The organism is Deferribacter autotrophicus (assembly GCF_008362905.1).
GTDB lineage: Bacteria > Chrysiogenota > Deferribacteres > Deferribacterales > Deferribacteraceae > Deferribacter > Deferribacter autotrophicus.
Genome location: NZ_VFJB01000009.1, coordinates 24,049 through 35,922, shown reverse-complemented (window position 1 = coordinate 35,922; position 11,874 = coordinate 24,049). Strand labels below are relative to the sequence as shown.

The following is an 11,874-nucleotide window of genomic DNA, read 5'->3' as shown; positions in this document are numbered from 1 at the left end:
TGGTAAGTAGTCGTTGACAGGATAACAAGTTTATAGTAAATTTTTAGTATGGATGAGTTAAGAGAAAAACTTGAAGCTTTAGAAAATAAAATTGATAAACTTTTAAAGAATTACAAAGAGTTACAACTTGAAAATACTGAATTAAAAGAGAAAGTTCAAGATTTAGAATTAAAAATTGAGGAGTATGAGAAGGAAAGAGCGCTAGTAGTTGAAAAAATTGAGAGCCTGGTTAATAGGATTTAAGAGGTGTGGCGGTTTGAAGGTTTCAGAAGTATCGATATATGGCAATAAATATAGAATAAGGTCAGAGCTGGATGAAGGTTTTTTGAAAGAAGCTGCAAAGCTGGTTGAAGATGGAATGAGAGATATAGAGAAGAATTATAAAATTTTGACAACTTCGAAGATTGCCATAATGGCAGCGTTTAATTTGGCTGCTGAGTATTTAAAATTAAAAAAAGAAGTAGTTTTTTTAGAAACGAAACTTGATGAGATAGAGAAAAAAATTAGTTTTGCAGAGGGTTAAGAAAAGCCCCTGCGGTGTTCGATTCAGTGTAGGAAATTTGGAGCCAACACCTCTTAGATGAGGGATGATACTGGCTGTGGTGTGCAGGCCCACCTTGTAGTGGGAAGCCTAAAGCAGCCGTGATTCCCTCAACCTGGTTAGCCAGGGCTGCAAATGGACTACACGGTCGGCACACGCGGGGGCTTTTTTTTATATGTGGCTATGAAAATATTAGAAGCTTTAAAACCTGAAAAATTTGAGGATATTATAGGTCAGGATCACCTTACAGGTGAAAACACTCTATTTAGAAGAGTGGTGGAAAGAGGTGATTTTGCATCTTTAATATTAATTGGCCCCCCTGGTAGTGGAAAAACGAGCATTGCCTCTATTATTGGTAAATACCACTCATTGAATTTTTACAGATTGCATGCGGCAAACAGTAGTGCGGCTGATATTAGAAGAATTGTAGAAGAAACAAAGGGGTTTGGCCGACAGTCAATTGTATTTATTGATGAGATTCACCATTACAGTAAGTCTCAGCAAAATTTACTTTTAAACATAATTGATGAGCAGTATATAAAACTAATTGGGGCATCTACTGAAAACCCTTATTATAACTTGATTCCACCATTAAGGTCTCGAAGCCTTTTATTCAATTTAAACAAACCTGACAGAGGAACCCTTGAGAAAATTTTTCAAAAAGGGGTTTCATGGGTTAAAAAAGAATTTGCTGTCAAAGATGTAAAAGTTGAAGATGAATTTGTTGAATCTTTGCTTGAGACTGCTGATGGTGATATCAGAAGGTTACTGATTTTTGTTGAAAATTCAGCGCTGATAGCTGAAAGGGTTGATGGTGTTTTGATATTTGATAGGAAAGTGCTTGATAGGCTTCCTTATAATTTCAGGTATTCAAAGGATGAGCATTATCATGCATTATCAGCAATGATTAAAAGTATTAGAGGAAGCGATCCTGACGCTGCATTACTTTGGTGTTTGAAACTTTTAAAAAGTGGTGTGGATCCAAGGGTGATTTTTAGGAGGCTTCTTATTTCTGCCTCAGAAGATATTGGAAATGCAATGCCTGATGCTCTTGTTGTTGCAAATGCAGCCTATGAAGCATTTGAAAAAGTAGGTTTACCTGAAGGTAAAATTATTATGTCCCAACTTGTTACGTATTTGGCGTCATGTCCAAAAAGTAACCGTTCTTATATTGCTGTAAAAGAGTGTGAAAAATTTTTAGAAAAAAATAATCCTATACCACCTGATCATTTAAGATCAGATAGTAAAAAGTATAAGTATCCTTTTGATTACGGCGGTTTTGTAAAACAGGCATACTGTGATGAGAACATTCTGTTTTATAAACCTTTAAAAGTGGGGTTTGAATCAAAATTTTTGGAAAGGCTTAAACGACTTTGGGGAACTGAGAAGTATGAACAAGAATGAATTACGTAAAAGGTTTAAAGATTTAAGAAGTAATATGAGTGATTTGGAGGTTAGGAAAAAGAGTAAAGTAATTGTAGATAAGTTCTTATCTATGCATGGAAATTATGAGAAATATCTTCTTTATTATAGTTTTAACAATGAAGTAAGAACTATTGAATTAATCAGTCATCTAAGAAAGGAAAAAAAGAAGATTTATTTGCCAATTTTACATGATGATGAGTTTTATGTTGGTGAATTTACTGATTTTAGTGAAATGAATGAAAATGTTTATGGAATTTTTGAACCGACAGAAAAATTAAATGTGTGTGAATTTGATGTGGTTGTGGTACCAGGTTTAGCTTTTGATGAAGAGTGTTATCGACTTGGGTTTGGTAAAGGGTACTACGACAGATTTTTAAAGTCTGTGAAAAGAAAAATATGTGTGGGTTTTGCCTACGACTTTCAGGTGGTTAAGAAACTGCCTGTGGATAATCATGATGAGAAACTAGACTTGATTATTACTGAAAAAAGAATATTAGGAGGCGAATGATGATTTGGTTGTATGTGTTACTAGCTGTCGCTGGTTTAATTATTGGATTTTTGCTTGGAATAATTATTCAGAAGAAAAAGAATGAAAATGAAAACATTAGGCTGAATAAAACAGCAGAAGAAATTATTAACAGAGCAAAAAGAGAAGCGGATGAGATTGTTAAAGAAGCAAAACTTGAAGCAAAAGAGATAATATTTAAAGGTAAACAAGAGCTTGAAAAAGAGGTTAAAGAGAAAAGGAAAGAACTTCAACTGCAGGAAAAAAGACTTATTTCAAAAGAAGAAACAATTGATAAAAAGCTAGAACTTGTTGATAAAAAAGAAGAATTAATATCAAAGAGAGAGCAAGAATTAGAAAACAAACTTCAGCAAGTTAAAGAAAAAATGGATGAGGCTGAAAATTTAAGAAGTCAGCTATTAAATGAAATTGAAAAAGTAGCTGGAATGACCCGCGATGAAGCAAAAGAAATGCTTATTAATGAGATGGTGGCTGAGGCTAAAAAAGAAGCCGCAAGGACTTTGAAAGAGATAGAAGAAGAAACAAAATTGATGGCTGAGAAGAAGGCTCAAAGTATAATTGCCACAGCTATTCAAAGATGTGCTCCTGAGTATGTTGGGGAAGTTGTTGTTTCAGTTGTAAGTTTGCCAAATGATGAGATGAAAGGAAGAATTATTGGTCGTGAAGGTAGAAATATTAGAACATTTGAGAGTATTACCGGTGTTGATATCATTGTTGATGATACACCTGAAGCAGTTATATTGTCATCTTATGACCCATTTAGAAGGGAAATAGCTAAATTGACTCTGGAAAAATTGATTGCCGATGGAAGGATACATCCAGCTAGGATTGAAGAAGTTTATGAAAAAAGTAAAGCTGAATTAGAAAAATACATACTTGAAGTTGGTGAAGAAACAGCATTTAATCTTGGACTACATAATATTCATCCTGAGCTGTTAAAGTTGATAGGTAGATTAAAATATAGAACAAGTTATGGTCAAAATGTTCTTGCTCACTCAATTGAGGTGGCAAAAATTGCTGGAATTATGGCTGCTGAGCTTGGCTTGGATGAAAAACTTGCCAAAAGAGCAGGACTTTTACATGATATCGGTAAAGCAATTGACCAGGAAAGTGAAGGTTCACATACAGAGATAGGTGTGGAAATAGCTAAAAAATATAATGAACATCCAATGGTGATAAACGCTATTTTGTCTCACCACGGTGAAGAAGAATTTAAATTTGTGGAATCTGTATTAATTCAAGCTGCTGATGCAATTTCAGCTTCAAGGCCAGGAGCTAGAAGAGAAGTGCTTGAATCTTATATCAAGCGATTAGAGAAGTTAGAAGAAATTGCAGGTTCTTTTGAAGGGGTTAATAAAAGTTTTGCCATTCAGGCGGGTCGTGAGGTTAGAATCATTGTAGAACCTGATAAAATTGGAGATGATGAAATTATTACACTTTCAAGGGATATTTCCAAAAGAATTGAGGAAGAGCTTACATATCCCGGACAGATAAAAGTTGTCGTTATTAGAGAATCAAGAGCTGTGGAGTATGCAAAATAAATGAATAACAGTATTGTCCAATGGTTAAGTGTAAGAAAATATTTAGACTTTGTTATAAGTCTGTTAGAAAAAATAGGGTGTTACTGAAATGAATATACTTTTTATAGGTGATCTTATAGGAAGAGCAGGTAGAAAAGTTGTATCTGCTCTTCTTGATTCTATAAAATATGAATATGGTATCGATTTGGTAATAGCCAACGGTGAGAATTCTGCAGGTGGATTCGGTATAAATGAGAAAATTTATAAGGAGTTGAGAAATAAAGGGATTGATATAATCACTACCGGTAATCATATCTGGGATAAAAAAGAAACGGCAAATCAACTTGATGAAATGGAATATCTCATAAGACCAGCCAATTATCCTGAAGGAGTGCCGGGGGCTGGCTTTATTACAGTGACAGTGGGAGATATGGAAATAACCGTTATTAATCTAATGGGCAGAGTTTTTATGCCGTTATCCGACTGCCCTTTCAGAGTTTTTGACGAAATATATGATAAAGTATCAAAAACTGTGGTATTGGTGGATTTTCATGCTGAGGCAACCAGCGAAAAGAATGCTTTTGGTCTGTATGTGGATGGCAGGGCTGCAGCAGTAATCGGTACTCATACACATGTTCAAACCAATGATGACAGATTACTTCCAAAGGGAACATTTTATATTTCAGATGTTGGAATGTGTGGAGCACTTGATTCTGTGATAGGGATGGAGAAGAATGCCCCGATTAATCGTTTTTTAACTGGAATACCTTCAAAATTTGAGGTTGAAAAGAAAGGAAAAATGGTATTTAATGCCGTAGTTTTTTATATCGACAAAGATACAAAGAAGGTAAGAGATTTTAAAAAAATTTTTAAAGTAATTGAGGGGTAATTTTATGGACATTAAAAAAGAAATTAGAAGATTACTGAAAGAGAAAGATGCTGTATTGTTGGCCCATAACTACCAAATTGATGATATTCAAGAAATAGCGGACTTTACAGGTGATTCTTTAGGTTTGAGTATTGAGGCATCAAAAGTAAAGCAAAAAACAATTGTATTCTGTGGTGTCCATTTTATGGCGGAAACAGCGTATATCCTTTCTCCTGATAAAAAGGTATTGTTACCAGAAATTGATGCTGGATGTCCAATGGCTGATATGGTGACAGCTGAAGGGCTCAGAGAGTTAAAAAAGAAACATCCTGGCGTACCGGTTGTCTGTTATGTAAATACATCAGCAGAAGTAAAGGCAGAAAGTGATATATGCTGTACATCCGCAAATGCAATTAATGTAGTAAATTCCCTTGATTCAGATAAAATTATTTTTGTTCCAGATAAGAATCTTGGCCATTATGTATCTCGATTTGTTGATAAAGAAGTAATTCTTTGGGAGGGTTTTTGTCCAATCCATCATAAAGTAAGGAAAGAACAGGTGCTAAAGCTTAAAGAGCAGTATCCTGATGCTGTTTTTGTGGCGCATCCTGAATGTCCACCCGATGTCATAGATATAGCAGATCATGTTTGTTCCACATCAGGTGTTTATAAATACGTTAAAGAGAGTAACAAAAAGCGTTTTATCATTGGTACCGAGCAAGGTGTGGGATATAGATTGAGGAAAGAAAATCCAGATAAAGAATTTATCTTTGCTTATGAAAACTTTGTTTGTCAAAATATGAAAAAGACAACTTTGCGTAAAGTTTACGATGCTCTTATAAAAGAACGGTATGTTATAACTGTTGATGAGGAAATCAGGAAAAAAGCTTTAAAATCTATTCAAAGAATGTTAGATATACCAAGAAATTATTGATAAAGCGTAAGTGTAAGTGAAGAATTTGAGTTTTTGGTGCTAAGTGTTATTGAACTATTACATTCAAAACTTTTCACTTAACGCTTAGCACTTGAAACATAAATTTGTTTATGTTGACATAGTAAAGGTTTTAGATTATAGAACAATGACTCATTAAAAATAAAACGTAGGGATTGCTATGAGTGAAAAAGTTATAGCTTTAGGCTCAGATCACGGCGGTTTTCATCTCAAATCTGAAATCTCAAAATACCTGGAAAGCTTGGGATACACTGTAAAAGATTATGGTACATATAGCGAAGAATCTGTGGATTATCCAGAGTATGCATATAAAGTGGCTGTTGCTATCTCGAAAGGGGAAGTGGAGAGAGGAGTGATACTTTGTGGTACAGGGATTGGTATATCGATTACTGCAAATAGATTTCCAGGTGTAAGGGCTGCACTTTGCTGGGATTCTTTTACAGCAAAGATGAGTAGGCTTCACAATAATGCTAATTTACTGGCTCTTGGTGGAAGGATTATAGGGGTAGAGCTTGCAAAAGATATTTTAAATACATGGTTAAATACGGAATTTGAAGGGGGAAGGCATTTAAGAAGAATCAACAAAATAGATGAATTGGCAGCAAAATTTTGGAAAGAATATTTGGAGGGAAATAAATGAATTTATACGAAAATGTAAAAAAAATTGATATAGAAGTTTATAATGCTTTGATAAAAGAGATTGAAAGGCAGGAAACTCATATAGAGTTGATTGCGAGTGAAAACTTTGTTTCTTCTGCAGTGTTAGAGGCTCAAGGCTCAATAATGACAAATAAATATGCCGAAGGATATCCTGGTAAGAGATATTACGGTGGTTGTGAATTTGTAGATATTGCAGAGCAACTTGCCATAGATAGAGCTAAAGAGCTATTTGGTGCAGAGCATGCAAATGTACAGCCTCATTCAGGTAGTCAAGCGAATATGGCAGTGTATTTCTCTGTATTGCAGCCAGGTGATACTATTTTAGGGATGAATTTAACTCATGGTGGTCATCTCACTCATGGTAGTCCGGTGAACTTTTCTGGAAGATTTTTTAATGTAATCTCATATGGTGTGGATAAAGAAACCGAGACCATTGATTACGAAGAAGTAGAGCGCCTTGCATTGGAACACAAACCTAAAATGATCGTAGTAGGTGCAAGTGCGTATCCTAGAATTATAGACTTTGAAGCATTTAGAAAAATTGCTGATAAAGTTGGCGCTTATGTTATGGTAGATATGGCGCATATTGCAGGGCTTGTGGCTGCCGGTGTCCATCCATCTCCTGTTCCTTATGCTGATTTTGTTACTACAACTACACATAAAACATTAAGAGGGCCAAGGGGTGGCCTTATTCTCTGTAAGGAAGAACATGCAAAGAAAATAAATTCTCAAATTTTTCCAGGTATTCAAGGTGGTCCCCTTATGCATGTTATTGCAGCTAAGGCAGTAGCATTGAAAGAGGCGATGAATGAAGAGTTTAAAGAGTATCAGCGACAAATTGTTAAAAATGCAAAAGCCCTTGCAGAAACATTGAAAAATAGAGGCTTTAGGCTCGTTTCTGGTGGTACTGACAATCATTTAATACTTATGGATTTGACGGATAAAGATATTACAGGTAAAGATGCTGAAGAAGCTCTCGGTAAAGCGAATATTACAGTAAATAAAAATACAATCCCATTTGAAACAAGAAGTCCATTTATCACCAGTGGTATTAGAATAGGAACACCTGCAGTAACAACCAGAGGTATGAAAGAGGATGCTATGGAAACAATTGGCAATTTAATTGCCGATGTGCTTTTAAATATTAATGATGAAGAAGTTATTAAAAATACACAAAAAGAGGTTTTGGCTCTTTGTGAGAAATATCCATTGTATAAAGGTGTACTGTATTGAGACCTGATTGGGATGAATACTTTTTAGAAATTGTAAATGTTGTCAAAAAGCGCTCCACCTGTTTGAGAAGGCAGGTAGGAGCTGTTATTGTAAAAGATAGGCAAATTCTTGCCACAGGATACAATGGAGTACCAAGGAATATTACTCATTGTGAAGCGGTAGGGTGTTTGAGGGTAAAGTTGAATGTACCATCAGGTCAAAGGCATGAGTTATGCAGAGGGCTACATGCCGAGCAGAATGCCATAATACAAGCGGCATATCACGGCGTATCCATAAAAGGGAGCACGATATATACAAATACAAAACCGTGTTCCATTTGTACGAAGATGATTATTAATGCGGGGATAAAAAGAATTGTTTACGAAGAAGATTACAACGATCCCCTTGCAGATGAGCTTTTGGCTAAAACAGATATCATTGTGGAACATAAAAAATACAAAAAATAAGGTGAAATATGCCGTATTTTGGTTTTAAAGGTGGTATTCATCCAAAGTACAACAAAGAGAAAACTTCCGGTAAACAGATTGAAAAATTTAATCTAAATGTGGGTGATGAAGTCGTTATCCCTCTCATTCAGCATATAGGTGCGCCTGCTGAAGCTGTGGTAAAGAAGAAAGAGACTGTGAAGAGAGGACAGCTTATAGGTAAATCGAAAGGGTTTGTCAGTTCTAATATCCATTCTTCTGTAACAGGGGAAGTGGTAAATATTGAAAATGCCCCTCATCCAATAATGGGTAGTGTTCCTTCTGTAAGGATTAAAGTTACCGAGATTGATGATGATTTTGTTCCCATTGATGAGGTTAGTAAGTTCCAGGATAAGGTTCTTGCTGCAGGAATTGTAGGTCTTGGTGGGGCTACTTTTCCATCTCATGTGAAATTATCTCCGCCTAAAAAGATAGATTATCTGATAATTAACGGTGCTGAATGTGAGCCTTATCTTACTTGTGACCATAGGTTAATGGTGGAAAAGACTGCTGAAATTTTGAAGGGTGCAAAACTAATACAGAGTGAACTTGAAATTGAGAAGTTGATTATCGGTATTGAAAAAAATAAACCTGATGCTATTAGCGCTTTTGAAAGTTTAAAAGGTGAATACGATTTTGAGTTAATCCCTTTAGAAGTAAAATATCCTCAAGGTGGTGAAAAACAGCTCATAAAAGCGACAGTAAATAGGGTTGTTCCTGAAGGGAAATTGCCTCTGGAAGTGGGTGTTATTGTTCACAACGTAGGAACGTGTCTTGCGGTATATGAAGCTTGTGAGATGAGAAAGCCGCTTCTGGAGAGGGTGGTTACCATTACCGGGGCAGTGAAAGAGCCAAAAAATCTTCTTGTGCCTATCGGTGTGCCTGTGGGAAAGTTAATAGAAGCTTGCGGTGGTCCCCTTGGAAATATTAAGAAGATTGTAATGGGTGGGCCGATGATGGGGTTTGCCCTTTTTAATCTTGATACTCCTGTAATGAAGGGGACAAGCGGTATTATTGTGTATAGAGATACGGATTTGCCTGATTTATCAATGAATAACTGTATTAGATGCGGTAGATGTGTGGAAGCATGCCCTATGGGACTTGTACCTGCCATAATGGAACAATTTTCTGTAAACGAGATGTATGAAAGATTGAGTGAATGGCATGTTTTAAATTGTATTGAATGTGGTTGTTGCAGTTATGTATGTCCTTCAAGAAGACCCCTTGTAGGATATTTTAAAACGGCAAAAAGAGAAATAATGAATATGATGAGGCAGAAGAAAGATGCAGCAAAATAAGTTATTCGTTACCTTTTCCCCTCATGAGAGGGATGATTTAAAAACAGACAAAATAATGCTCTATGTAGTTTATGCCTTAATCCCCGCCATGGGTGTATCCATTTACTATTTCGGTTTTTATGCTATAAGAACGTATCTTTTAACGATAATTTTTACTCTCTTTTTTGAGGCTGCATTTCAAAAAATCAGCAAAAGAAAGATAACCTTACACGATAATTCGGCACTAGTGACAGCCATTTTGCTTGCCATGAATTTGCCTCCTTCAAGTCCATGGTGGTTAATACTTGTGGGTAGTTTTATTGCTATTATTGTGGGGAAACAGGTTTTTGGTGGTCTTGGACAAAACCCTTTTAATCCTGCGTTGGTGGCAAGAGTGTTTTTACTCATTTCTTGGCCAGCTCAGATGACAAATTGGATAAAACCTGTACCTATTACGCAAAAATTTATGATTGATGCGGTTAGTGTAGCAACACCACTTGGGCAGTCAAAAACAGAAGTGCTTACCTATGGAAAAATTGTATCAAGTGAAATTGCCAATGTAAGTAATCTGTTCTTAGGTAATGTGGGTGGTTCACTGGGTGAAATTTCTGCCATTGCAATAATTTTGGGTGGTTTGTTCTTACTTTATAAAAGGATAATCTCCTGGCATATACCGGTTAGTTTTATTGTTGCATTTTTAGTTATTGTTGTTCCTTACTGGTTGTTTACTCCTGAAAAAACATTGAATCCTGTAATTCATCTTTTTTCAGGTGGTTTGATGCTTGGTGCTTTTTTTATGGCTACTGATATGGTTACAAGTCCTGTTACAAAGAAAGGGCAGATTATTTTTGGTATCGGTTGCGGTATATTAACTGCAGTGATTAGATTGTTTGGCGGATATCCCGAAGGGGTTTCCTTTGCTATCCTTATTATGAATGCTTTCGTTCCTTTGATAGATTATTATCTAAGACCAAAAAGTTTTGGTGAGGTTACCAGTGCGTGATAACGGATTTAAAATGGTATTTGTTTTGACTGTGATTGGTGTAATTGCTGCCACTGCTCTTGCAATTGTCAATTCTATGACCAAAGAGAAGATTGAGTATCAATACAGATTGGAGTTGCTGAAAGCATTAAAAGTAGTATTACCTGAATATGATAATTCTCCCGATAAAGATATAAAAAAGATAAGAGATAAGACAGTATTTGTAGCTAAAAAGGGTGGAAAGGTTGTTGGGTATGCGGTGAAGTCTGTTTCTGAAAAAGGGTATGGCGGTAGTATTGTAGTGCTTGTGGGTGTGAATACTAGCGGAAAAATTTCCGGTATCGAAATTTTAAAGCATGCTGAAACACCTGGGCTTGGCTCGAAGATTGAAGAGGAGTGGTTTAAGGATGAATTTAAGGGGCTTACTCTGAAAGATAAAATTGCAGTGAAAAAGGATGGTGGTGTGATTGATCAATTCAGTGGTGCTACAATTAGTCCTCGTGCTGTTAGTGAAGCTGCAAAGAATGGGCTAGAGTTTATAGTGAAGAATGTCCTGGAGGGCTCAAAATGAAAATGAGGATTTTTACAGAAGGGTTTTGGAAAAACAATGCAGTTTTTAAGCAAGTATTGGGGATGTGTCCTACCCTTGCTGTGACCACTTCAGCAAAAAACGGTATAGGGATGGGGCTTGCTACCACTGCAGTGCTTGTATGCTCCAATATTGTAGTTTCTTTGATAAAAGATTTTATTCCTTCGAAAGTGAGGATTCCTGCTTATATTGTGGTGATTGCAAGTTTTGTTACAATGATAGATTTACTTATGAATGCATATGCTCACAGTTTACACAAGAGCTTGGGGTTATTTATCCCTTTGATCGTTGTAAACTGTGTAATACTCGGTAGGGCTGAAAGCTTTGCTTCTAAAAATAATGTGATGGATTCTTTAATAGATGGTTTTGGTATAGGTTTAGGTTTTACATTTGCTCTTTTTGTTCTGGGATGTGTTAGGGAGCTTCTCGGTAACGGCTCTATTCTTGGCGTAAATTTATTGGGAGAGAGTTTTAGTCCAGCAATCGTTATGATTTTACCTCCAGGGGCGTTTTTGGCATTAGGATTTTTACTTTTTATTATAAATTATTTGGATGATAAGAGAAATAAAAAGTCTGTAACTTAATTAGTTGCCACTGGAAAAGTGGCAACTAATTAATAAATAATATTTTTTTATGGTTTTGTTAGTTTTTATCCCATACTTAGTTCTCACTGAAAAAGTGAGAACTAAGTAAAAATAATAGATTTATGTTTTTAAATTAATTTTATATTAAAAAGTTATATAAAAATACTTTACTTCTAAACCATAAAACGTGGTAAACTAAAAACTTTCATCTCCAAACTAGTTATTATGAAAACTAGTTTTTTATAGAAAACTA

General features: G+C 35.6%; 14 protein-coding genes and 1 other RNA gene. All 15 read left to right on the top strand.

From position 1 onward, the window contains the following. Nucleotides 1–48 precede the first annotated feature (48 nt). Complete coding sequence (locus tag FHQ18_RS10620; RefSeq protein ID WP_149267155.1) at nucleotides 49–243, top strand: hypothetical protein; 195 nt, start codon at nucleotides 49–51, stop codon at nucleotides 241–243. A gap of 13 nt (nucleotides 244–256) precedes the next feature. Then, nucleotides 257–523, top strand: a complete 267-nt coding sequence (locus FHQ18_RS10615) for a cell division protein ZapA (RefSeq protein ID WP_149267154.1) — start codon at nucleotides 257–259, stop codon at nucleotides 521–523. A gap of 3 nt (nucleotides 524–526) precedes the next feature. Beyond that, a non-coding RNA gene (gene ssrS, locus FHQ18_RS10610) (6S RNA) lies at nucleotides 527–709 on the top strand. Between the two features lie 15 nt (nucleotides 710–724). Next, nucleotides 725–1,945: an AAA family ATPase gene (locus tag FHQ18_RS10605; RefSeq protein WP_149267153.1), complete on the top strand. Its 1,221-nt coding sequence runs from the start codon at nucleotides 725–727 to the stop codon at nucleotides 1,943–1,945. Next, on the top strand, nucleotides 1,932–2,474 hold the full coding sequence (locus tag FHQ18_RS10600; RefSeq protein WP_149267152.1) for a 5-formyltetrahydrofolate cyclo-ligase: 543 nt from the start codon (nucleotides 1,932–1,934) through the stop codon (nucleotides 2,472–2,474). The genes FHQ18_RS10605 and FHQ18_RS10600 overlap by 14 nt, the downstream gene beginning before the upstream one ends. Further along, nucleotides 2,474–4,033 (top strand): ribonuclease Y, encoded by a 1,560-nt coding sequence (gene rny / locus FHQ18_RS10595; RefSeq protein WP_149267383.1) that lies wholly within the window; start codon nucleotides 2,474–2,476, stop codon nucleotides 4,031–4,033. The genes FHQ18_RS10600 and rny overlap by 1 nt, the downstream gene beginning before the upstream one ends. Nucleotides 4,034–4,121: 88 nt before the next feature. After that, nucleotides 4,122–4,901, top strand: a complete 780-nt coding sequence (locus tag FHQ18_RS10590; RefSeq protein WP_149267151.1) for a TIGR00282 family metallophosphoesterase — start codon at nucleotides 4,122–4,124, stop codon at nucleotides 4,899–4,901. Between the two features lie 4 nt (nucleotides 4,902–4,905). Continuing rightward, nucleotides 4,906–5,814: a quinolinate synthase NadA gene (gene nadA / locus FHQ18_RS10585; RefSeq protein WP_149267150.1), complete on the top strand. Its 909-nt coding sequence runs from the start codon at nucleotides 4,906–4,908 to the stop codon at nucleotides 5,812–5,814. 178 nt (nucleotides 5,815–5,992) lie between these two features. Further along, entirely contained in the window at nucleotides 5,993–6,472 is a 480-nt protein-coding gene (gene rpiB / locus FHQ18_RS10580) for a ribose 5-phosphate isomerase B (RefSeq protein WP_149267149.1), read from the top strand. Beyond that, on the top strand, nucleotides 6,469–7,725 hold the full coding sequence (gene glyA, locus FHQ18_RS10575; protein WP_149267148.1) for a serine hydroxymethyltransferase: 1,257 nt from the start codon (nucleotides 6,469–6,471) through the stop codon (nucleotides 7,723–7,725). The genes rpiB and glyA overlap by 4 nt, the downstream gene beginning before the upstream one ends. Next, on the top strand, nucleotides 7,722–8,171 hold the full coding sequence (locus FHQ18_RS10570; protein ID WP_149267147.1) for a deoxycytidylate deaminase: 450 nt from the start codon (nucleotides 7,722–7,724) through the stop codon (nucleotides 8,169–8,171). Before glyA ends, FHQ18_RS10570 begins: the two co-directional genes overlap by 4 nt. Nucleotides 8,172–8,179: 8 nt before the next feature. Beyond that, nucleotides 8,180–9,487 (top strand): electron transport complex subunit RsxC, encoded by a 1,308-nt coding sequence (rsxC, locus tag FHQ18_RS10565; protein ID WP_149267146.1) that lies wholly within the window; start codon nucleotides 8,180–8,182, stop codon nucleotides 9,485–9,487. After that, nucleotides 9,474–10,469, top strand: coding sequence for an RnfABCDGE type electron transport complex subunit D (locus tag FHQ18_RS10560; protein WP_149267145.1), 996 nt, complete (start codon nucleotides 9,474–9,476; stop codon nucleotides 10,467–10,469). Before rsxC ends, FHQ18_RS10560 begins: the two co-directional genes overlap by 14 nt. Continuing rightward, complete coding sequence (locus FHQ18_RS10555; protein WP_246798749.1) at nucleotides 10,462–11,019, top strand: RnfABCDGE type electron transport complex subunit G; 558 nt, start codon at nucleotides 10,462–10,464, stop codon at nucleotides 11,017–11,019. The genes FHQ18_RS10560 and FHQ18_RS10555 overlap by 8 nt, the downstream gene beginning before the upstream one ends. Beyond that, nucleotides 11,016–11,621, top strand: a complete 606-nt coding sequence (gene rsxE / locus FHQ18_RS10550; protein ID WP_149267144.1) for an electron transport complex subunit RsxE — start codon at nucleotides 11,016–11,018, stop codon at nucleotides 11,619–11,621. The genes FHQ18_RS10555 and rsxE overlap by 4 nt, the downstream gene beginning before the upstream one ends. Nucleotides 11,622–11,874: the final 253 nt, after the last annotated feature.

Bases quoted from the DNA above. Each gene is read 5' to 3' on its own strand.
- nadA (WP_149267150.1), top strand. From the start codon at position 4,906: ATGGACATTAAAAAAGAAATTAGAAGATTACTGAAAGAGAAAGATGCT.
- FHQ18_RS10620 (WP_149267155.1), top strand. From the start codon at position 49: ATGGATGAGTTAAGAGAAAAACTTGAAGCTTTAGAAAATAAAATTGAT.
- FHQ18_RS10590 (WP_149267151.1), top strand. From the start codon at position 4,122: ATGAATATACTTTTTATAGGTGATCTTATAGGAAGAGCAGGTAGAAAA.
- rsxC (WP_149267146.1), top strand. From the start codon at position 8,180: ATGCCGTATTTTGGTTTTAAAGGTGGTATTCATCCAAAGTACAACAAA.
- rny (WP_149267383.1), top strand. From the start codon at position 2,474: ATGATTTGGTTGTATGTGTTACTAGCTGTCGCTGGTTTAATTATTGGA.
- FHQ18_RS10605 (WP_149267153.1), top strand. From the start codon at position 725: ATGAAAATATTAGAAGCTTTAAAACCTGAAAAATTTGAGGATATTATA.
- rpiB (WP_149267149.1), top strand. From the start codon at position 5,993: ATGAGTGAAAAAGTTATAGCTTTAGGCTCAGATCACGGCGGTTTTCAT.
- glyA (WP_149267148.1), top strand. From the start codon at position 6,469: ATGAATTTATACGAAAATGTAAAAAAAATTGATATAGAAGTTTATAAT.
- FHQ18_RS10560 (WP_149267145.1), top strand. From the start codon at position 9,474: ATGCAGCAAAATAAGTTATTCGTTACCTTTTCCCCTCATGAGAGGGAT.
- rsxE (WP_149267144.1), top strand. From the start codon at position 11,016: ATGAAAATGAGGATTTTTACAGAAGGGTTTTGGAAAAACAATGCAGTT.
- FHQ18_RS10600 (WP_149267152.1), top strand. From the start codon at position 1,932: ATGAACAAGAATGAATTACGTAAAAGGTTTAAAGATTTAAGAAGTAAT.